Source organism: Enterobacter cloacae complex sp. SHL018 (assembly GCF_049237905.1).
Taxonomy (GTDB): domain Bacteria; phylum Pseudomonadota; class Gammaproteobacteria; order Enterobacterales; family Enterobacteriaceae; genus Enterobacter; species Enterobacter hormaechei_C.
In genome coordinates this window covers 1,529,629-1,550,293 of the sequence record NZ_JBMKJE010000001.1, presented here as the reverse complement: position 1 = coordinate 1,550,293, position 20,665 = coordinate 1,529,629, and the positions used below count along the sequence as shown (strand labels likewise).

23 protein-coding genes are annotated in these 20,665 nt (G+C 54.9%); 9 read left to right on the top strand and 14 right to left on the bottom strand.

Going from position 1 to position 20,665, the window contains the following annotated elements:
• The 3 genes from lapB (at position 1) to yciH (ending at position 2,418) form a co-directional block, all read left to right on the top strand.
• Positions 1-1,170 (top strand): lipopolysaccharide assembly protein LapB, encoded by a 1,170-nt coding sequence (gene lapB, locus ACOTY5_RS07525; protein ID WP_045142568.1) that lies wholly within the window; start codon positions 1-3, stop codon positions 1,168-1,170.
• 184 nt (positions 1,171-1,354) lie between these two features.
• A complete protein-coding gene (gene pyrF, locus ACOTY5_RS07520; RefSeq protein WP_023296715.1) occupies positions 1,355-2,092 on the top strand; it encodes an orotidine-5'-phosphate decarboxylase in 738 nt (245 codons plus the stop codon).
• Positions 2,092-2,418 (top strand): stress response translation initiation inhibitor YciH, encoded by a 327-nt coding sequence (gene yciH, locus ACOTY5_RS07515; RefSeq protein ID WP_003856822.1) that lies wholly within the window; start codon positions 2,092-2,094, stop codon positions 2,416-2,418. Before pyrF ends, yciH begins: the two co-directional genes overlap by 1 nt.
• A gap of 104 nt (positions 2,419-2,522) precedes the next feature.
• Here the strand turns inward: yciH and osmB are convergent, their stop codons facing one another.
• From osmB to ACOTY5_RS07500, 3 genes are all read right to left on the bottom strand, one after another.
• Positions 2,523-2,741: an osmotically-inducible lipoprotein OsmB gene (osmB, locus tag ACOTY5_RS07510; RefSeq protein ID WP_017384212.1), complete on the bottom strand. Its 219-nt coding sequence runs from the start codon at positions 2,739-2,741 to the stop codon at positions 2,523-2,525.
• A gap of 262 nt (positions 2,742-3,003) precedes the next feature.
• Complete coding sequence (locus ACOTY5_RS07505; RefSeq protein WP_421631888.1) at positions 3,004-3,756, bottom strand: DNA-binding transcriptional regulator YciT; 753 nt, start codon at positions 3,754-3,756, stop codon at positions 3,004-3,006.
• 37 nt (positions 3,757-3,793) lie between these two features.
• Complete coding sequence (locus tag ACOTY5_RS07500; RefSeq protein WP_003856825.1) at positions 3,794-3,976, bottom strand: hypothetical protein; 183 nt, start codon at positions 3,974-3,976, stop codon at positions 3,794-3,796.
• A 191-nt stretch (positions 3,977-4,167) separates the two neighbouring features.
• On the opposite strand from ACOTY5_RS07500, the gene ACOTY5_RS07495 reads away from it, so the two are divergent.
• Complete coding sequence (locus ACOTY5_RS07495; RefSeq protein ID WP_017384209.1) at positions 4,168-5,037, top strand: crotonase/enoyl-CoA hydratase family protein; 870 nt, start codon at positions 4,168-4,170, stop codon at positions 5,035-5,037.
• Here ACOTY5_RS07495 and pdeR read toward each other — a convergent pair.
• The 5 genes from pdeR to ACOTY5_RS07470 all read right to left on the bottom strand — a co-directional run bounded on the left by pdeR (position 5,034) and on the right by ACOTY5_RS07470 (position 11,857).
• On the bottom strand, positions 5,034-7,025 hold the full coding sequence (gene pdeR, locus ACOTY5_RS07490) for a cyclic di-GMP phosphodiesterase (protein WP_032103394.1): 1,992 nt from the start codon (positions 7,023-7,025) through the stop codon (positions 5,034-5,036). The genes ACOTY5_RS07495 and pdeR overlap by 4 nt on opposite strands.
• 204 nt (positions 7,026-7,229) lie before the next feature.
• Positions 7,230-9,164, bottom strand: a complete 1,935-nt coding sequence (locus ACOTY5_RS07485; RefSeq protein WP_039270613.1) for an exoribonuclease II — start codon at positions 9,162-9,164, stop codon at positions 7,230-7,232.
• An 88-nt stretch (positions 9,165-9,252) separates the two neighbouring features.
• Entirely contained in the window at positions 9,253-10,239 is a 987-nt protein-coding gene (locus tag ACOTY5_RS07480; protein WP_045142570.1) for a CMD domain-containing protein, read from the bottom strand.
• Between the two features lie 147 nt (positions 10,240-10,386).
• Complete coding sequence (fabI, locus tag ACOTY5_RS07475) at positions 10,387-11,175, bottom strand: enoyl-ACP reductase FabI (RefSeq protein WP_003856831.1); 789 nt, start codon at positions 11,173-11,175, stop codon at positions 10,387-10,389.
• A gap of 280 nt (positions 11,176-11,455) precedes the next feature.
• Positions 11,456-11,857 (bottom strand): RidA family protein, encoded by a 402-nt coding sequence (locus tag ACOTY5_RS07470; protein ID WP_023296708.1) that lies wholly within the window; start codon positions 11,855-11,857, stop codon positions 11,456-11,458.
• Between the two features lie 132 nt (positions 11,858-11,989).
• Here ACOTY5_RS07470 and ACOTY5_RS07465 point away from each other — a divergent pair, with 132 nt between their 5' ends.
• Complete coding sequence (locus ACOTY5_RS07465) at positions 11,990-12,580, top strand: TetR/AcrR family transcriptional regulator (RefSeq protein WP_015570397.1); 591 nt, start codon at positions 11,990-11,992, stop codon at positions 12,578-12,580.
• Here ACOTY5_RS07465 and sapF read toward each other — a convergent pair.
• The 6 genes from sapF to pspF form a co-directional block, all read right to left on the bottom strand.
• Entirely contained in the window at positions 12,577-13,383 is an 807-nt protein-coding gene (gene sapF, locus ACOTY5_RS07460) for a putrescine export ABC transporter ATP-binding protein SapF (RefSeq protein WP_003856838.1), read from the bottom strand. The two genes, ACOTY5_RS07465 and sapF, sit on opposite strands and share 4 nt — an antisense overlap.
• A gap of 1 nt (position 13,384) precedes the next feature.
• On the bottom strand, positions 13,385-14,377 hold the full coding sequence (gene sapD / locus ACOTY5_RS07455; RefSeq protein WP_003856840.1) for a putrescine export ABC transporter ATP-binding protein SapD: 993 nt from the start codon (positions 14,375-14,377) through the stop codon (positions 13,385-13,387).
• On the bottom strand, positions 14,377-15,267 hold the full coding sequence (gene sapC, locus ACOTY5_RS07450) for a putrescine export ABC transporter permease SapC (RefSeq protein ID WP_003856843.1): 891 nt from the start codon (positions 15,265-15,267) through the stop codon (positions 14,377-14,379). Before sapC ends, sapD begins: the two co-directional genes overlap by 1 nt.
• Complete coding sequence (sapB, locus tag ACOTY5_RS07445; RefSeq protein ID WP_017383081.1) at positions 15,254-16,219, bottom strand: putrescine export ABC transporter permease SapB; 966 nt, start codon at positions 16,217-16,219, stop codon at positions 15,254-15,256. The genes sapC and sapB overlap by 14 nt, the downstream gene beginning before the upstream one ends.
• On the bottom strand, positions 16,216-17,856 hold the full coding sequence (gene sapA / locus ACOTY5_RS07440) for an ABC transporter substrate-binding protein SapA (RefSeq protein ID WP_017383082.1): 1,641 nt from the start codon (positions 17,854-17,856) through the stop codon (positions 16,216-16,218). Before sapA ends, sapB begins: the two co-directional genes overlap by 4 nt.
• 88 nt (positions 17,857-17,944) lie before the next feature.
• Positions 17,945-18,937, bottom strand: a complete 993-nt coding sequence (gene pspF, locus ACOTY5_RS07435; protein WP_165602362.1) for a phage shock protein operon transcriptional activator — start codon at positions 18,935-18,937, stop codon at positions 17,945-17,947.
• A gap of 151 nt (positions 18,938-19,088) precedes the next feature.
• Here pspF and pspA point away from each other — a divergent pair, with 151 nt between their 5' ends.
• The 4 genes from pspA to pspD are packed head-to-tail and all read left to right on the top strand — an operon-like array spanning position 19,089 to position 20,627.
• Positions 19,089-19,757 (top strand): phage shock protein PspA, encoded by a 669-nt coding sequence (pspA, locus tag ACOTY5_RS07430; RefSeq protein WP_015570399.1) that lies wholly within the window; start codon positions 19,089-19,091, stop codon positions 19,755-19,757.
• Positions 19,758-19,806: 49 nt separating this feature from the next.
• Entirely contained in the window at positions 19,807-20,031 is a 225-nt protein-coding gene (pspB, locus tag ACOTY5_RS07425; RefSeq protein WP_003856853.1) for an envelope stress response membrane protein PspB, read from the top strand.
• Positions 20,031-20,390: an envelope stress response membrane protein PspC gene (gene pspC / locus ACOTY5_RS07420; protein WP_006810819.1), complete on the top strand. Its 360-nt coding sequence runs from the start codon at positions 20,031-20,033 to the stop codon at positions 20,388-20,390. The genes pspB and pspC overlap by 1 nt, the downstream gene beginning before the upstream one ends.
• 12 nt (positions 20,391-20,402) lie before the next feature.
• Complete coding sequence (gene pspD, locus ACOTY5_RS07415; RefSeq protein ID WP_003856857.1) at positions 20,403-20,627, top strand: phage shock protein PspD; 225 nt, start codon at positions 20,403-20,405, stop codon at positions 20,625-20,627.
• The last annotated feature ends 38 nt before the right edge of the window (positions 20,628-20,665 follow it).

Here is a 20,665-nt window from a genome sequence, read left to right as displayed (position 1 = left end):
ATGCTGGAGTTGTTGTTTCTGCTTTTGCCTGTCGCCGCAGCCTATGGCTGGTATATGGGCCGCAGAAGCGCGCAACAAACAAAACAGGATGAAGCAAACCGACTCTCCCGTGACTACGTAGCGGGGGTGAACTTCCTGCTGAGCAATCAGCAGGATAAAGCGGTGGATCTGTTCCTCGACATGCTCAAAGAGGATACCGGCACCGTAGAGGCGCATCTCACCCTGGGAAACCTGTTCCGTTCGCGCGGAGAGGTTGACCGTGCCATTCGTATCCACCAGACCCTGATGGAAAGCGCTTCGTTGACCTATGAGCAACGGTTGCTGGCCGTGCAGCAGCTTGGGCGGGATTACATGGCCGCGGGGCTTTACGATCGCGCCGAGGATATGTTCTCTCAGCTGGTGGATGAGACGGACTTCCGTATCGGTGCGCTTCAGCAGCTTCTGCAAATCTACCAGGCCACCAGCGACTGGCAAAAAGCGATTGATACCGCCGAACGGCTGGTCAAACTCGGTAAAGACAAACAACGCGTCGAAATTGCCCACTTCTATTGCGAGCTGGCTCTCCAGCAGATGGGTAGCGATGACATGGATAAAGCCATGGCATTGTTAAAGAAAGGCGCTGCGGCCGATCGCAACAGCGCGCGCATCTCGATCATGATGGGGCGGGTCTTTATGGCTAACGGTGATTACGCCAAAGCCGTGGAGAGCCTGCTTCGCGTTATCGATCAGGACAAAGAGCTGGTCAGCGAAACGCTGGAAATGCTGCAAATCTGCTATCAGCAGTTAGGTAAGCAGGACGAGTGGGTTGCGTTTCTGCGTCGCTGCGTTGAAGAAAACACCGGTGCCACAGCCGAGCTGATGCTGTCCGACGTCGTTGAAGAGCACGAAGGGAGTGATACCGCCCAGGTATACATTACCCGTCAGTTGCAGCGTCATCCTACCATGCGGGTATTCCATAAGCTGATGGATTACCACCTTAATGACGCAGAAGAAGGGCGCGCTAAAGAGAGCCTGATGGTGCTGCGAGACATGGTGGGTGAACAGGTGCGCAGCAAACCGCGCTATCGCTGCCAGAAATGCGGCTTCACCGCCTATTCGCTTTACTGGCATTGCCCTTCCTGCCGGGCGTGGTCCACCATTAAGCCAATCCGAGGTCTGGACGGGCAGTGATTTTTTAAAACGCCGCATTTTAGTTACAACATACTAATGGTTGCAGTGATTTCGTCAGCACCGTGCGGTCTGGGGTTCGGCAGGAAAATCATTCGATTCTGTTCATTTACCCCGAGGGCAGGTAGAATGCACGCCGTTTATCTGTTCCGCGCCGCTGCGCGCCCATAGACGAAAAGGGCTGGTCATGACGTCTGTTACATCCTCCACTTCCCGCGTAGTTACCGATTCTCCCGTAGTTGTCGCTCTGGATTACAATAACCGTGACGCCGCACTGGCCTTTGTTGATGGCATTGATCCCCGCGATTGCCGTCTGAAAGTAGGCAAAGAGATGTTTACGCTGTTCGGCCCGTCAATCGTCCGCGATCTGCACCAGCGTGGCTTCGACGTTTTCCTCGACCTGAAATTCCATGATATTCCAAATACCACTGCGCACGCCGTTGCTGCGGCGGCTGAACTGGGCGTGTGGATGGTTAACGTTCATGCATCCGGCGGGGCACGCATGATGACGGCTGCGCGCGAAGCGCTGGTGCCGTTTGGTAATGACGCTCCGCTTCTGATCGCCGTCACCGTGCTGACCAGTATGGATGAATCCGACCTGCGCGACCTGGGTGTGACATTGTCACCTGCCGAACACGCGGAGCGTCTGGCGCGCCTCACGCAACAGTGTGGGCTCGATGGCGTGGTCTGTTCGGCTCAGGAGGCGGTTCGCTTCAAATCTGTGCTAGGCCGCGACTTTAAACTGGTAACGCCAGGTATCCGTCCGGCAGGCACCGAGTCTGGGGATCAGCGACGCATCATGACGCCAGAGCAGGCGCTGAGCGCGGGTGTAGACTATATGGTGATTGGTCGCCCGGTGACGCAATCCGCTCATCCGGCAGAGACCCTGAAAGCGATTAATGCATCACTGAAAAAGGGGGCATAATGCGTGACGCCAACAGTCGTCTGGTCTATTCAACGGATACCGGGCGCATTGAAGAGCCAAAAGAGAAAGCTGAACGTCCGAAAGGCGATGGTATCGTGCGAATTCAGCGGCAGACCAGCGGCAGGAAAGGTAAAGGGGTTTGCCTTGTCACTGGCATTGATCTGGATGATGCAGACCTGGTAAAGCTCGCCGCTGAACTTAAAAAGAAGTGCGGATGCGGTGGGGCAGTAAAAGACGGCATTATTGAGATTCAGGGTGATAAACGGGATTTAATTAAAACGCTGCTGGAAGCCAAAGGAATGAAAGTTAAACTGGCGGGCGGCTAAAATAAATGAGCCACGGACATTGCCGTGGCTCTTTTTTTTACGTGCGTAAGTCAGACCTGAAAATACAAAATATATTATTATACCGGTGAGAGCCGTTATGGAGATTATTTGCCCACCTGGTGACCGATAACACCACCTACGGCAGCACCACCTAATGTACCCAGCGTACTACCATCCGTTAATACTGCACCACCAAGCGCACCAGCACCGGCACCAATCGCGGTATTACGGTCACGTTTAGACCAGTTAGAGCAAGCGCTCAGGGACATTGCTACAGTGATTGCCAGAACAGCGGCGGCTAATTTTTTGCTGGTAAAGGTCATAATACTTTCTCCTGAATTATCGATTCACGGAAAGGAATGCACTTTAAGTATAGACAATATCCATACTTAAATTCTGTTCCCGTGAAACCTGGTCGCGCAGGCGTTTCATCATCACGCAGGTGATAGTCACTTCCTGTTATATCGCTAATATTAATTTTACGTGTTTAGAACGGTTTCAACAGGTAAAAACTCTTAAAGGCAGGGTCAGAATACTCTCAGTGAAAGGTTTAAGTGCGCCCATTATTCGGGCGCAGCAGGATAATCAGGCCGTTTTTTTCACAATATCGACAGTCAGGCCGTCTTGTTCTAATTGCTGGCGATATTCATCGCGCAAACGCTCATCCGTAATCACACGGCTGAAGCGTGAAGCCGGACCCATCGTATAAGGGTGTACGGCGCCAAACTTAGAGCTGTCGGTCAGCACTATCGCTTTACACTCTTTGGCGAGCACTGCGTTAACCACGTCTGAACGCATCATGTCGCGACCGGTAAAGCCGGTGTCGGGCTGCCAGCCGTCAATACCAATGAATGCTTTACTGAAGTGAACCTGCTGAACATATTGACGCGTTAATGGCCCCACCATGCTTTCGCTTTTCTTCTGGTAAATGCCGCCCAGCAGTATCACCTCGCACTGAGTTTCCTTCAACAGATGGGCGATATAGCTGCTTACGGTGATTATGGTAACGTCTTTTTGATCGGCGAGCGTGCGCGCCAGAAGAGCGTTACTGCTGCCATTTTCAATAAAGACGGTCTCACCGTTATTCACTAAGGATGCAGCAAACTCCGCCAGCTCCCGCTTGAGCGCATAATTGTTCATCATGCGGGTTTCGACGTCGTCGCTGTCCAGTGGAACGGCATATCCGTGCGCACGCCGCAGGTAGCTCTGTTTTTCCAGCAGATTCAGATCCTGACGAATGGTGACTTCAGAAACGCCGGTGGCTTTAGCGAGATCGACCACGCTTACGCGTCCCTGATCGATCACCATCTGCAAAATGATTTGTTGTCGGGAATTCATAGCATCCATTTAAAAGGCAAGGGCGGAAACGACGTGGCTACACTTCCCACGGGGCTTTAGGTTGAGTGGATTCTGGAGCGTTATCAGCGCCGTTCTCAGCCAGCAGTTCAGACTTGAGGATTTCAAGGTTACGGATAGCAGAGTGATAATCGCCTGCGACAAGAATATCCAGCACAGTATCAATACGCTGTGCCACGGCTGTTGCATCAATGTTAGACATAAGCTCACCCTGAAGCGAAAAGTTAATATTATCAATGATGCAGAAAATTGATTCAAAAGAGAAGGTAAAAAATGCAATAACCAAAGTTCATAAATGAAAGTGATAAATTTGGCCCCCGTATGCTGCGGGTTGTAGGGGTGGATTAGTCTAAAACTGCGCGCAACGCGCTTTTTTATAAGAGGAATTCGACTATGACAGTTATCAACCAGACAACCTGCACATTGTTTACTGATGCTGAACGATTCACTCAACTGGCGGCTTATTATGAGGCCGAACGGCGTACGGTGTGGATGATGTTACGTGCCACGCCACGGCCTTGCTTCAATCATGCGCTGATCGAGGAGATCATGAATCTCTCCTGGCTGGTTCGACAGTCCGGATTTGTCGTTGATTTTTGGGTCACCGGATCGCTGGTCCCCGACATCTACAATACCGGCGGTGATTTACAGTTCTTCGTTGAGTGCATCAAAAACAACCGACGCGAAGCGTTACGCGCCTATGCCCGGGCTTGTGTGGACTGCGTTCATGCCGCCTCGCGAGGGTTTGATACCGGTGCTGTCACGCTGGCTATGGTGGAAGGAAGCGCGTTAGGGGGCGGGTTTGAAGCCGCGCTGGCGCATCATTTCATTCTGGCCCAGCGCGATGCCCGATTAGGCTTTCCGGAAATCGCGTTCAATCTGTTCCCGGGCATGGGCGGCTATTCACTGGTGGCGCGTCGCGCCGGCATGAAAATGGCGGAGGCGCTGATCTACAAAGGTGAGACGCATACGGCGGAATGGTATGAGCAGTATGGTCTTGTGGATCTCTTATTCGAGCCGTTACAGAGCTATGTTTCGGTGCGGACGTTTATCGACACGCTACAGCCGAAGCTCAACGGCGTAAGGGCCATGCTGCGTGCGCGTACGCGCGTGCTGCCACTTCCACGAAGCGAGCTGATGGACATTACTGAGGATTGGGTTGATGCCGCCTTCTGCCTTGAACCGAAGGATATCGCCTACATGGAGCGGCTGGTTATGCTGCAAAATCGCCATCAGGCGACGGGCTTACGCAAAGCCAGCTAACGGACATTTCTGGCCTGATAGCGCTTTAGCCATCGCTCGAATGCGGCAGCGGGCATGGGCTTAGCAAAAAGATAACCCTGCCGTTCGTTGACGCCATTCTTCGTCAGAAAGGCGTCTTCTTTTGCACTTTCCACCCCTTCAGCAATGACCTGCAAATTTAACGCCTGCGCCACGGCGACTATCGCACGCACCAGCGACTGTGAAATGGACTGCTTATGGATGTCCCGCACGAAAGCCTGGTCAAGCTTAATGGCATCGATAGGGAAGCGCGCCAGCTGCGACAGGGAAGAGTACCCCGTACCAAAGTCATCCAGGTGAATTTGCGCTCCCAGGCGGCTAAACTGCTGGATCACTGACAGGGCCAGCTCTTCATTTTCAATGAGACAGCTTTCGGTCAATTCCACGTCAATCGGGCAGTATTCAAAACTCAGGTCTTTCAGCGCCTGCTTCAGGTCGCTGAAGATGGTCTGGTCCGCCAGCTGACGGGCGGAGACGTTGACCGCGACGCGAAGGTTGATCCCCTTGTCGCGCCATTTCGCCACCTGGCGCACCACATCAAGCATAACCCAGCGGCCCAGGGGCACAATCAGCCCTGACTCCTCAGCATAGGAGATAAATTCCATCGGCGGGATCAGGCCACGCTCTGGCGACTGCCAGCGCACCAGCGCCTCCAGACTTCTGACTTCGCCGCGCCAGGTTATTTTGGGCTGGTAGTGGATTAACAGCTGATCGTTATCCAGCGCTTTACGCAGGTTGGTATCCAGCCACAGGTATTCAAATACGCGCTGGTTCATCTCTGGCGAGAAGACGCAGAATTTGCCCCGGCCATTTTCTTTGGCGGTGTACATGGCGGTGTCGGCATTACGAATGACGCTTTCGCGATCGTTACCGTGCTGGGGCGCAAGCGCGATGCCCAGCGAGCAGCCGGTGTAAACCTCTATCAGCCCGATGCGGAAAGGCTGACGAAGTCGGGTCAGTATGCGCGATGCCATGGCTTCCAGCGCGCCCTGCGAGGTATCGGTGGCCAGCACGATAAACTCATCCCCACCCAGGCGCGCCAGGGTTTGTCCTTCGTCCAGGCAGCTCAGGATCGCCAGCGCAACGGCCTGTAGCAGCTGGTCGCCAAACATATGCCCATAGGCATCGTTCACTTTTTTAAAGTTATCCAGATCGAGATAAACCACGCCTACCTGGGTGTCACCCCGAGCGGTGATGGCATCAGAGATCAGCTCATGGATGGCGTTTCGGTTAGGCAAACCGGTAATCGTATCCGTATTGGCGAGTACGCGCAGGCGCTCCTGGGCCCGACGCTCTTCGGTTATATCGGTACCTGAACAGATGAGGAAGATTTCATTTTTCCCGCTGCCGCTGTGAACAAATTTATTTCTGAAGAGAAACAGGCGCTGCCCTTTGCGGGTCTTGATCCAGCGTTCAACTTCGTACGAGCTGCCGTTACGAAAAAAACCGGTGATGTTGCGTTTGGAGGCCGCGGCTTCGCTACGACTCATAAACAGTTTGAACACGTTTTGCCCGATAACTTCCTGTTCCTTCAGGCCCGTATATTCTTCACTTAAACGGTTGAAGCGCTGAATATTCCCGTTCTGGTCGAGGATCACAATCACGGAGTTAGCCTCGGACACTACCTGTTCGGCGAAGGAGAGCCCCTGCGCCAGGTCCCGCGCCACGGAAGGAGTATCGTTCCAGGCTGATGCCGTTCCTGCCCACTCATTTTTGTTAATTTTACGGCCGACAAGATGAACGGGAACGTCCACACCGTACAAGGGCAGGGTCATGGCAATGCTGGAGGTTATCACGGTGAGCTGGCGGATCAGCGCGGCCTGCTCATCATCCAGCGCAACCACCTGAATGATGTCAGCGCTTTCACTGGCAGCAAGATGCAGAGCATTGCTGTCTGCTGTCAGTCGCCACCAGGGGCTATGCGTACCCATGTAACGAAACAGCAAATTCTGCTCCAGATCGTCCATCACGTTTTCTCCCGCGGCTGCTGAGTAGCGCACAAATTATTCATTTGCAGTCGACAATGACGGCTCTCTTTTACTGTAGATAATTCTGGCGAAATGTGGCGATGGGAAACAGAAAAGTGTGAGAAAAAACGATGATTTTGCGGGAGATAATTCAGGTGAGAACTCCCGGCCACCCCTTAACGGAACGGCCGGAAGTTTACGCGGTTATCAGGCGGCAGGGCGCGCGATAATACTGCGGGTTTCCATGCGCACTTCAGCGATGGTGACATCAATCACGTCAGTGACCTTGTAAACCGTTTCGCCTTTAATTTGCACGGTCCCGTTTTCCTGGCTACAAACCAGTTCGTCGCGAACGGCATGCAGGAACGGGGCAGGAATAAAGGCAACGGCGCCATTATCCACCAGACGAACGCGCATACCGCCGCGGCTGATGTCAATGATTTCAGCCGGGAAACGGGTGTCAGTCCCTGCCTTATCATTCAGGAAGCGCGCGTACAACCAGTCGCCGACATCACGCTCCGCCATACGGTTGAGACGGCGACGTTCTGCCATCTGCAATGTCGTATCATCCTGTGGGCGGGCAACTGATTCCCCTTTGATGATCGCTTTCAGCAGACGATGGTTAACCATGTCGCCGTACTTACGGATCGGGGAGGTCCAGGTCGCGTAAGCCTCGAGGCCAAGGCCGAAGTGCGGGCCTGGCTCGGTGCTGATTTCCGCAAAGGACTGGAAGCGGCGAATACGGCTGTCGAGGAACCCTGACGGCTGTGCGTCCAGCTCGCGGCGCAGTTTGCAGAAACCTTGCAGGGTCAGCACTTCCTCAGGATCGACGTGTACGTCATGGGTTTTCAGCAGGGCAGCCAGCGCTTCAGTGTTCGCCGGATCAAACCCGGTGTGCACGTTGTAAATGCCAAAGCCTAATTTGTCGCGCAGCACGCGTGCAGCACAAATGTTGGCGGAAATCATCGCTTCTTCAACGATGCGGTTGGCAATACGGCGCGGCTCAGCGACGATATTCAGTACTTCACCTTTTTCACCCAGCACAAAACGGTAGTCCGGACGATCTTTGAAGACCAGCGCGTGAGTTTGACGCCATTCGCTGCGGCTCAGGCAGACGCGGTGCAGCAGACGAATTTGTGCGGCAATGTTGTCGGACTCGGGTTTCCAGCTGCCCGTGTTCTCCAGCCAGTCGGACACGTCGTCATAGGCCAGCTTGGCTTTGGATTCGATGGTGGCGGCGAAGAATTCAATATCTTCTTCAATGGTACCGTCAGCCGCAATGGTCATCCGACAGGCTAGCACCGGACGCACTTCATGCGCACGCAGCGAGCAAAGATCGTCGGAGAGTTCACGCGGCAGCATCGGAATGTTAAAGCCCGGCAGGTAGTTGGTGAACGAACGCACTTTGGCCATCTCGTCCAGCTTGCTGCCTTCGACAATCCATGCGGTAGGGTCGGCAATGGCGACGGTCAGATGCAGTTTGCCATCGGCTGTCTCTTCGGCATACAGCGCATCGTCCATATCCTCGGTGCTGGCGCTGTCAATGGTGACAAAGTCCAGCGCCGTCAGATCGCGACGTTCCAGACCTTCGTCCTGCATTTCAGTCGCCACGCCATCAGGCGCTTCTTTTTCGAGATTGTGGCGCGCCAGCGTCACCCACCATGGGACGAAATGGTCGTCGCCGAAGGTAATGTATTGGGTAAGCTCGGCGTAAAAACCGCGATCGCCTTTTAAAGGATGACGGCGCATCTCAGCAACCGCCCAGTCACCCTCAACAAAATCATGCTCAACGCCACGCGCGGCGCGGCACGGAATAGCATCTTTCAGGAGAGGATGGTCCGGCACGACAGAAAGACGATCGTCTTTTTTATGCACTTTCCCGACAAAGCGGGTCAGGAAAGGTTCGATCAGTGCTTCCGGCTCGGCAGACTCTCGTTCCTTTTCGGTATGAATAACGGCCGAAATGCGGTCGCCATGCATCACTTTCTTCATCTGAGGAGGCGGAATGAAGTAGCTCTTCTGCCCGTCAACTTCAAGAAAGCCAAAGCCCTTTTCCGTGGCTTTTACGACCCCTTCTGCACGCGGCGTCTGGGAATGCAGTTGCTGTTTAAGCTGCGCTAGCAGCGGGTTGTCCTGAAACATAATGTTCTATTTTCGTAGCCATTGAGCGGCTGACAGTTTTACGCGAATCTCACTGCTACAGCAAGCGCTCTTTAGGTAAAGAGTATGGTTATTCCTCTTTGCCGAGCGCCACGCGCAGACGGTCCAGCCAGCCATAAAATGCATCTCGGGTAAGCAGGTTGATGGCCTTCTCTGGCGAGAGACCTGACCCGGTCAGGGGCGTTAACTGGGCGGCGCTAAAGCGATCCGGAGAGGCGACAAGCAGCGCACGAGCGGCTGAGAGCATCGAAGACGCGGGGCCTTCACTTCGCGGATGGTTAAGCAGAATTTCGCCCGTCAGATCAAGCAGCATCGGCTCATGACACAGCACAGGAGTAAGCGCTTCAAGCGCCGGTTCCGCCTGCCAGCGTGAGAGCGCCTCAAGCTGAAGCGCACTGGCATATTTTAGCTCAACCGCGGGTAGGGTGGCGGTCCATCTGCTGAAGCTGACCGGCAGCGTATGGGGCTGAATGTGATGCCCGGGCAGCCAGCGTACCGGATGGCCAAGCAATGCCTGAAATACCGCGACCACTCGCGCCTGAAAACCGACAAAGCCGATGATCTGGTTGATGAGCACAATGTCATACGTTGTGAGTCCAACCTCATCAAGCTGGTTTTGGGCTTTATCATCGATGACATCGGGTGAGCTGGCTAACTGGCGGGCATACTGGGTAATTTCTGCAAGGCGTCGATTGCTTTCCCGGGAGGAGTCCGGCCCTGGAAGAGGGGCGAGCAGAGCAGCGTAGTGGTTACAGAGCCGCTGAACGCCACACGCCTGGGCAACCGTTAATGCCGTGCTCAGCCTGTCGTAGGCGCTGAGCGTATGCAGACGGTTCACGGGAGTATCAAGTGGGAACAAAAGATGACAGAGGGTTCGGGCAGGCGTAAGCCAACCAACACAGCTTGCGAGAATGTCATCGGGCAGGGCTAGATCGAGCAAAAAACGGTCGTCGACGTTAGCGGCTTCGGGCACCAGCGGCAGAACGTCCGTCTGCGAATGATTCGACTGGGTTTCATGATACCAGTGGCCTTTGCCGGAAAAACGGCGTTGTTCCATGGGCGTTCCTTGATCTCAAAATGGCGATCAATATCCTGGCGTAAGGCGGATGAGGGGAAAAATATTGTTAGGTGATAACAAATAGCTGAACGGAATAACGAGGGGCGGGAGGAAACTCTCTTCCCTGGCGGGAAGAGAGTGACAAGCTTATTTGATTTCCAGCTCGTTCATTGCAGCGATGTTGAAGCCGCCGTCAACGTGAACCACTTCGCCGGAGATGCCCGCGGAAAGGTCAGAGCACAGGAATGCCGCAGAGTTACCCACATCTTCGATGGTAACGGTACGACGAATCGGGGTAACCGCTTCGCAGTGTGCCAGCATTTTACGGAAATCTTTGATACCGGAAGCGGCCAGGGTACGGATTGGACCCGCAGAAATAGCGTTAACACGCACGCCTTCAGGACCCATCGCGTTCGCCATGTAGCGCACGTTGGCTTCCAGAGATGCTTTCGCCAGACCCATAACGTTGTAGTTAGGGATAGCACGTTCTGCGCCGAGGTAGGACAGAGTCAGCAGGGCTGCGCCCGGGTTCAGCATCGCGCGGCAGGATTTTGCCATTGCAACGAAGCTGTAGGAGCTGATGTCGTGGGCGATTTTGAAGCCATCACGGGTAACCGCGTTCACGTAGTCGCCGTCCAGCTGGTCGCCAGGAGCGAAGCCGATGGAGTGAACAAAACCGTCGAATTTCGGCCATGCTTTTGCCAGTTCAGCAAACATGCCATCAATGCTTTCGTCTTGTGCAACGTCACATTCCAGAACAATGCTGGAACCCAGCTGCGCGGCAAATTCTTCAACACGGCCTTTCAGCTTGTCGTTCTGGTAGGTGAACGCCAGCTCAGCGCCTTCGCGATGCATTGCCTGTGCGATGCCGTATGCGATGGACAGTTTGCTGGCAACGCCAGTCACCAGAATGCGCTTACCGGAAAGAAAACCCATAGCTTTAATCCTTATATTCATTGCTTATTTTGCCTTGTAATTCATAGCGTTACAGGCAGTATTTCAAAATCATTCGAAATTAGCTCGAAATTATAGCCCACTCACAGCCCCATGTGTCACGATATTTTTCGCTCCTGCGCCGTGAATGGGCTCACGGAAGAGGTTGAACTGACTCTTCATCAGGCTGTTTCGTGTGTATTTCAGCAGTATATCACCGCACGCGGGGTTCGCCTCATCCAACCAGAGACTGCCCGGAGCTTCACGCTTATACAGCCGGATCTTAATTCGCTGACGAGGGGATTCTGGCGATAACCTTAATTTCGAAATCAAAACCCGCAAGCCAGTTAACGCCTATTGCTGTCCAGTTTGGGTAAGGAGCGTGGGGAAATGCCAGTTTTTTCGCCTCCATGATAACGGGGAACTGGTTTTCAGGATCGGTATGAAACGTCGTGACATCAATCAGATCGTCAAAAGTACATCCCGCGGCTGCCAGGATCGCCCGTAAATTATCGAACGCCAGCTGCACCTGAGCGGGAAAGTCGGGTTCAGGTGTGCCATCGCTGCGGCTGCCAACCTGACCGGAAACAAATAACAGATCGCCAGAGCGGATTGCAGCTGAATAGCCATGCTCTTCATAGAGGGCATGGCGATTAGCCGGGAAGACGGGATCACGTGAAGGCATGGCTTTTCCTTTTCTGTCAGAGGTATTGTTGTGCTTACGCGGTAGAAGTAACATACGCGATGTATGTGAAAAATGTAATTCACATACGTCGCGTATGTCAAATTATAGTTATCGCTTAATTAAGGAAGTCGCATGGCTACAAAACGTCGCGCTGAAACGGCCCAGGAAAATCGCGAGAAAATGATTCAGGCGGCGCGAAAGGCATTTGCTGAAAAAGGCTATGCCGCAGCGTCAATGGATGAACTCACGGCAAGCGTGGGGTTAACACGCGGCGCGCTATATCATAATTTCAACGACAAGAAGGGATTACTGGCGGCGGTGGTCGCGCAGATAGACAGCGAAATGGCAGCAAACGCAAAAGCGATTGCCGCCGCCGCCGAAGATGACTGGGAGCGACTGCTGGCGGAGGGCATCGCCTATATCAAAATGGCGCTCGTTCCGGAAGTTCAGCGTATCGTCCTCCTTGACGGCCCGGCTGTTCTGGGCGACCCGGCGCAATGGCCCAGCCAGAACAGCTGCCTTGAGTCGACCCGTCAGACCATCGAAAAAATGATGGAGTGCAACGTAATCAAAAAGATGGATGCCAGAGTCGCAGCCCATCTGCTGAATGGCGCTGCTCTGAATGCGGCTCTGCTGATTGCCGCGAGTGATGAACCGCAGAAGACTCTCCCGCATGCCATAGAGGTGTTTACTCTGCTGGCAAGCGGGTTACGCAGCGGCTAACGATCTTTACGCCACGCGTCCGCTGTCAACGCTTCACCAAAGTGGCCGGCAATCAGGCGTTTTGTCAGATCGTGGAGCGGGGAGGCCAGCACGTCAGCGGTACTGCCGCGCTCAACAACTTCTCCCTGGTGCATTACCAGCACCTGATCGCTGATGTGCTTCATCATGCCCAGGTGCTGAGTCACGTAGATATACGAGATCCCCTGTTTTTCCTGTAACTCCAGCATCAGGTTAATGAGCTGCGAACGCATCGACATATCCAGCGACGCCAGCGCTTCGTCGGCGATGATGACCTTCGGGCGCAGGATCAGCGCGCGGGCCAGACCGAGACGCTGTTTTTGGCCAGGGGCCAGCATGTGCGGGTAATAGCTGACATGGTCGGGCAGGAGGCCTACCAGACGCAGGGTTTCGACAATCCGTTTGCGACGCGCTTCCGGCTCCAGGTCGGTATTCAACCGCAGCGGGAAATCCAGAATCTGGGAAATACGCTGACGCGGGTTCAGGGACGTCGACGGATCCTGAAAAATCATCCGGATGCGCTGACTGCGAAAAGAGTAGTCCCCAAATTCCAGAGGATGATCGTCAATCAGTATTTCACCGCCGCTCGGCTCGACCATACCCGCGAGCATTTTTGCCAGGGTCGATTTGCCCGAGCCGTTTTCACCGATAATCGCCAGCGTCTGCTTTTCGCGCAGCGTAAAGCTCAGCGGTTTAACAGCCTCGACGGTCTGACGGTGAAACAGGCCGGTGCGATAGCGAAAGGTCTTACTCAGGTTACGTACTTCCAGTAAGGTTTCGACCATTTCACTCTCTCTCCATGTTCAGCGGGAAATGACAGGCAAACAGATGGTTTTTCGGCCCTGTCAGGCGCGGTGTTTCGATACATTTACGCTGAGCATACGGGCAACGCGGACCCAGACGGCAGCCAATGGGCAGCGATTCCAGCAGCGGTATCGCGCCAGGCAGCGTATTCAGACGGCTTTTGTGCGGCATCGCGCTGCCAAAGTCCGGGATCGCCCTGATCAGCGCCTGCGTGTAGGGATGATGCGGCGTTGTCACCAGGTCTTCGCTTGGCGCGGTTTCTACCGTCTGGCCGCAATACATTACGTCAATTTTATCCGCCCACTTGCTCAGCATTTGCAGGTCGTGGCTGATCAACAAAATAGTGGTGTTGTTATTTTGATTCAGACGCGTGAGCAGGCGGAAAATCTGCGCCTGGGTGGTTGGCTCCATCGCGTTCGTCGGTTCGTCCGCAATCAGCAGACGCGGCTGATTCGCCAGGGCGATGGCAATCATCACTTTCTGGCATTCACCGTCGGTCAGTTCGTAGGGGAAACTGCGCATCGCGTCTTTATGGTCTTTGATCCCGACACGGTGCAACAGCTCAATGGCACGGCGTTTACGCCAGCCGAAACGCTGCCACCAGCGGCCTTTATAGGTCCAGCCGGGAATGTTCTGCATCAGCTGTTTCCCGACGCGCTCGGACGGGTCGAGACAGGATTGCGGCTCCTGGAAAATCATCGAGACGTTATGGCCCACCAGTTTACGGCGTTCGCGCGGGGAGAGACGCAACAGATCGATGTCGTCGAAGCGCATACGATCGGCGGTCACCCGCCAGTTGTCCTTCGCCACGCCGCAAATGGCCTTGGCGATCAGACTTTTCCCTGAACCCGATTCGCCCACCAGCCCGCGGATTTCGCCCTCTGCGAGCGTAATACTGATGCGATCCACGGCCTTGACCCAGCCTTCGCCCGTTTTAATTTCGATCGTGAGGTTGCGGATATCGAGTAACGGCATTATTGCACCCCCGCATTGATTGCGCGGCGGATCCCGTCGCCCAGCAGGTTAACGAGCAGCACGCTCACCATGATGGCCGCGCCCGGCAGCATGACCGTCCACGGCGCAACGTAAATCAGCTCCAGCGCATCGCCAAGCATAGCGCCCCATTCCGGGGAGGGGAGCTGCGCGCCAAGGTCCAGGAAGCCCAGCGCTGCGATATCCAGAATCGCCATCGACAGGGCGCGGGTGATCTCCGTCACCAGCCCGGCGGCAATGTTAGGCAGCACGGCAAACCACAAAATATTAAACGTGGTGGCGCCATCCAGGCGGGCGGCAACGACATACTCTTTCTCCAGCTCGTCGTGAACCAGGCTGTAAACCGAGCGCACCATGCGCGGCAGAATGGCCAGCCAGACGGCGAACATCGCATGGGTGAGGTGTGGCCCCGCGAAGGCCACGACGATAATCGCCAGCAGCAGCGAAGGAATAGAGAGCAGGGTATCAAGAATATGGTTAAGCACGGCCGACCGCAGCCCGTGGGTTGAGCCGGCAAAAATGCCCAGCGCCAGGCCGCAGATCGCGGCAGCCAGGGTGACCACGAACGCGCCGCCCACCGTAGGTGCGGCGCCGCTCAGCAAACGACTTAGCACGTCGCGTCCGAGATCGTCAGTCCCCAGGAAGAAGGAAACCTCCCCGTAGCGCGACCACGACGGCGGTAAAAGCTGATAGCCAAGGAACTGCTGATCGATGCCATACGGTGCAAACCACGAACCCAAAACGCACAGCAACACGAGGCCAATGCAGCCGTAAAAGCCGATCATCGCCGTGGTGTCGCCGTAAAAATTACGCCACACGGTGCGTAGCGCACCGGGCGTGCGCTTTTCGCTGTAGACGTTATCGTAAGGCATACCATTCCTTATGCTTCAATGGGTTGGCCATGGCACCCAAGATATCGGAAATAACGTTAACAATAATGACCAGCGAGCCAATCACCATCACGCCGGCGGAGATCGCCGCGTAATCCTGCTGGCGAATGGCGTTGATCATCCAGCGCCCAAGGCCCGGCCAGCTGAAAACCATCTCGGTGATCATTGCCAGCGTCAGCATGGTTGAGAATTGCAGCCCAAGACGTGGGATTACGGGGGGCAACGCATTGTGCAGCACATGGCGACGTAAAATCGTCAGGCGAGACAGTCCGCGCGTGGCGGCGGCTTTCACATAGTTTTGATCGAAGACGTCGATAGTGCTGATGCGCATCAGGCGGATCACTTCGGTCGTCGGCGCGACGGCCAGCGTAAGCACTGGCAGCACCATGTGGCGCAGCGCGCTCACGATCATTTCGTCGCGCCAGACTGAATCAGAAAGCCAGGCGTCAACGATGGCGAAGCCGCTCACCGTTTGCACGTTATACAGCAGGTCAAAACGGCCAGATACCGGCAGCCAGCCTAACGTCAGTGAGAAGAAGAGGGTAAGCAGCAGCGCCAGCCAGAAAACAGGAATGGAAAAGCCAATTAAGGCAAGCGCACTAATAAATTTATCCTGCCATTTATTACGATAAATTCCCGCCAGCATTCCCACCGGGATCCCCACCATGAGGGCAAAGCCAAAGGCGAGTATACACAGCTCCATGGTGGCCGGGAAAACCACTTTCAGCTGTTCGGAGATGAGCTGTCCGTTGATGCTGGACACGCCAAAATCCCAGTGCAGCAGGCCATTAAACCAGAACAGCCAGGCGTCCCAGAGAGATGAGCCCTGAAGCGGGGCGTGCGGCGTAAAGTAGCTCAGGCTAAAGCCGACAAAGGTCAGGAAGAACAGGGTCACCAGCAGTAACAGTAGCCGACGCAAGGTAAATATAATCATGGTTTCTTCACCTCTTGTTCTTTCTCACGGGTCACGCCCGCGAAGGAGGCGTTACCAAACGGGCTGAGTACCAGCCCTTTAATATCGTAACGGTAGGCCTGGAGGCGCAGGGAAGAGGCAAGCGGCAACACGGGAAGTTCTCTGGCCAGAATATTTTGCGCTTCATCGTAGGCCTCAATGCGTGAGGCAAGCTGTTGAGACGCCAGCGCTTTTTGCAGCACGGCATCAAATTCCCGGTTACACCAGTGGGCGTAGTTGGTCTGGGAGTTGATTGCCGCACAGCTCAGCAGCGGACGGAAGAAGCTGTCCGGGTCGTTACTGTCGGTGGACCAGCCAGCCAGCGTTAAGTCGTGATTCATGTCCATCAGACGCGCCTCCTGGAAACGGCCTTCGACAGGCACGATGATCACCTTAACGCCCACCTGCGCCATATCAGCCTGCAACAGCTCCGCCGTTTTTAGCGGGCTGGGGTTCCACGCCTGAGAGCTGGTGGGCACCCACAGCTGTAGCGTCAGGTTTTCTGCCCCCAGCGCTTTAAGCTGTTCGCGCGCTTTCGCCGGATTATATTCCGTAATCTTCGCCTCGCCGTCATAGGCCCAGGAGGCGCGCGGAAGAATAGAGGCGGCGGTTTCCGCGGTACCGTAGTAAATCGACTGCATCAGACGCTGGTTGTTGATCGCTAACGCCAGCGCATGGCGCACGGCCGGATTATTCAGCGGCGGCTTATCGGTGTTAAACGCCAGATAAGCGATGTTCATGCCCGGGCGCAGGGTCAGGCGCAGGCGTGGGTCGTCGCGCAAAATGGTCAACTGGCTGGCCGCAGGCCAGGCAAGCACATCGCACTCGCCGGTCAGCAGTTTGGAGAGTCGGCCTGTTCCACCTGAACCCAGATCAACAATAACCTGCGGCATCAGCGGCTTGCCGCGCCAGAAACGATCGTGGCGTTGCAGGCGAATGTATTGTCCGGCGCGGTACTCTGCTAACTGGAACGGACCGGTGCCTACAGGCTCACGATCGAGACGTTCCTGACGATCCTTTTTCGTCAGCTGATCCGCGTATTCGGCTGACATGACCGAGGCGTAGTGCGTCGCCAGATGCCAGAGGAAGGAGGCATCCGGGCGATTCAGACGAAACTCAACCGTACGGTTATCCAGTTTGCGAACGCTTTTGACCGAGTCCGCGAATTGCAGACTGTCGAAATAGGGGAAGTTCCCGCCATTAACGTTATGCCACGGATGATTGCGGTTGAATATGCGCTGGAAGGTGAAAACCACGTCATCCGCGTTGAGCTTACGGGTTGGGGTAAACCACGGGGTGTGCTGAAATGCGACATCATCGCGTAGACGAAAGCGGTATGTGGCGCCGTTATCAAGCACTTCCCAACTTTCAGCAAGCTCCGGAACCAGCCGATAGGTATAAGGATCGACGTCGAGCAGGCGATCGTAGAGCTGTGCGGCCAGCGTATCGACAATCAGGCCACTCCCCGCTTTTTGCGGATTAAAAATATCAACTTGACCGCTGACGCAGTAGACGAAACCACTATCACGGATATCAGGAGGCACAGCGCGATCGGGCGCAGCAAAGGCCAGATTGCTGAACAAACCGAGTGCAAACAGGGACGATAAAACCAGGCGCATAGTTTTTAAGGTTTTTAGATTCGATCTGCAAAGTGTATCGCACTTACGCCTGCTTCGTAAAAATGTCTGGGGGTAAGTGCTGATAATGTCAGCGCATTTGATGTTTTTTGAGCAATGCCCTTAACTGATGGTAGGTCAGGCCCAGCAGTTCAGCTGCCCGTTTCTGATTATATTTCGCCTCTTTCAGGCTCTGCTCAAGCAGCTGTTGCTCCTGCTGATGCTGGAACTGGCGTAAATCGAGCGGCAACGCCGGAGCCTGCTGGCGCGTCGCCGGAGCAGGGAGCTGTTTCTCCTCGCGCCGAAAAGGATCGAGAATAATGTTGTCCAGTTCGGTCTCGCTGCTGCCATGCCGGTAAACGGACCGTTCCACCACGTTTTTCAGTTCACGAATATTGCCCGGCCAGTGGTAACCGAGCAGGGTCCCGGTGGCCCGTTCGCTGAAGCCCGGAAAGAGAGGCAGACCCAGTTCCCGGCACATCTGAATGGCAAATTGATCGGCCAGCAGCATGATATCGCTGCGCCGCTCCCGCAGCGGCGGCAGCTGTACAACATCGAAAGCCAGCCTGTCCAGCAGGTCGGCGCGGAATTTGTCCTCAGCCACCATCGCGGGCAGGTCGGCGTTGGTGGCGCACACCAGGCGAACGTTGACCTGGAGTGGCTGACTGCCGCCAACGCGTTCCAGTTCACCGTACTCAATGACGCGCAGCAGCTTTTCCTGCACCAGCATCGGCGCGGTCGCCAGCTCGTCGAGAAAGAGCGTTCCGCCATCGGCGCGCTCAAAGCGTCCGGGATGGCGTTTTTGTGCGCCGGTGAAGGCGCCAGCTTCATGACCAAACAGCTCGGTGTCGAGCAGGTTTTCATTCAGCGCCGCGCAGTTAAGCGAAATAAAAGGGCCGTCCCAGCGGCCAGAAAGAAAGTGCAGGCGGTTAGCGATAAGTTCTTTACCCGTTCCGCGCTCACCGATAATCAGCACCGGTTTATTCAGCGGCGCGAGGCGCGATACCTGTTCAAGCACTTCCAGGAAGCTGTTGGCCTCGCCAAGCAAATTATCTTTATATTCAGCCATGATGAAATTAACCACTCCTTAGTGATATTCACCAGGTGAGAATAGCCGCTGGCTGGATAAATATCAATCACACTCAGTAAAATCAATAAGATAAAAAGTTGGCATGGGATTTGTATTAACTACTCAGCAGGGCATCGCCCGATAACAGAACTATGAGGATTGAATTATGGGTATTTTTTCTCGTTTTGCCGACATCGTGAACGCCAACATCAACTCGCTGCTGGAGAAAGCGGAAGATCCGCAGAAGCTGGTGCGCCTGATGATTCAGGAGATGGAAGACACGCTGGTTGAAGTACGCTCCACCTCCGCCCGCGCGCTGGCAGAGAAAAAGCAGTTAACGCGTCGTATCGAGCAGGCAACTGCCCAGCTTAACGAATGGCAGGAAAAAGCGGAACTGGCGCTGCGTAAAGATAAAGAAGATCTGGCTCGCGCTGCGCTGATTGAGAAGCAGAAGCTGACCGACATGGTTGCCACGCTGGAACACGAAGTGACGCTGGTGGATGATACTCTGGCGCGTATGAAGAAAGAGATTGGTGAGCTTGAAAACAAACTCAGCGAAACCCGTGCACGTCAACAGGCTCTGGCGCTGCGCCACCAGGCTGCAAGCTCGTCCCGCGACGTGCGTCGCCAGCTGGACAGCGGCAAGCTGGATGAAGCGATGGCCCGTTTCGAATCGTTTGAACGTCGTATCGACCACATGGAAGCGGAAGCCGAGAGCCACAGCATCGGTAAACAGAAAACCCTCGATCAGCAGTTTGCTGACCTGAAGGCCGATGATGAAATTAGCGAGCAACTGGCTGCGCTGAAAGCCAAAATGAAACAAGACAACCAATAATAATTCCTGCGGCACCTGAGCGTGCCGCATCGTAAGACAAGGAGTACACATGAGCGCGCTTTTTCTGGCTATACCCCTGACCATTTTCGTGCTGTTTGTTCTGCCCATCTGGTTATGGCTGCACTACAGCAACCGCTCTTCACGCGGTGAGCTGTCGCAGAGTGAACAACAGCGGCTGGCGCAGCTCTCTGCCGAGGCAAATAAAATGCGCGAACGTATTCAGGCGCTGGAAGCGATCCTGGACGCGGAACACCCGAACTGGAGGGAACGGTAATGGCTGGACTGAATCTGAATAAAAAACTGTGGCGGATCCCACAGCAGGGCATGGTTCGGGGCGTTTGCGCCGGGCTGGCGCACTATCTGGATGTTCCGGTAAAACTGGTGCGTGTGGTCACTGTATTATCGATTTTCTTCGGCCTGGCCTTTATTACACTGGTGGCATACATCATTCTGTCGTTTGTACTCGATCCTATGCCGGAAGGTGAGCTGGATGCGGAGAACACGCCAACCAGCAGCGATCTCCTGAACGCGGTGGATGAACAGCTGAGCGCAGGGGAGAAGCGATTGCGCGAGATGGAACGTTATGTCACCTCCGATACCTTTACGCTGAGAAGTCGTTTTCGTCAGCTTTAAGAGAGAACTTACATGAAACAAAACTGGCAACAGGCCGGTCAAAAGGTAAAACCCGGCCTGAAAATCGCAGGTAAACTGGTTCTGATGACGGCGTTACGTTATGGCCCGGCCGGTGTGGCGGGTTGGGCGATCAAGTCTGTTGCCCGCAAGCCGGTCAGAATGATGCTGGCGGTCGCTCTGGAGCCGCTGTTACAGAAGCTGGCAAAACGCGTTTCCCGGCGCTACCTGTCACGCTAGTTCCTCCCGCATACGCCCTTTCTCGCCCAGAGAAGGGG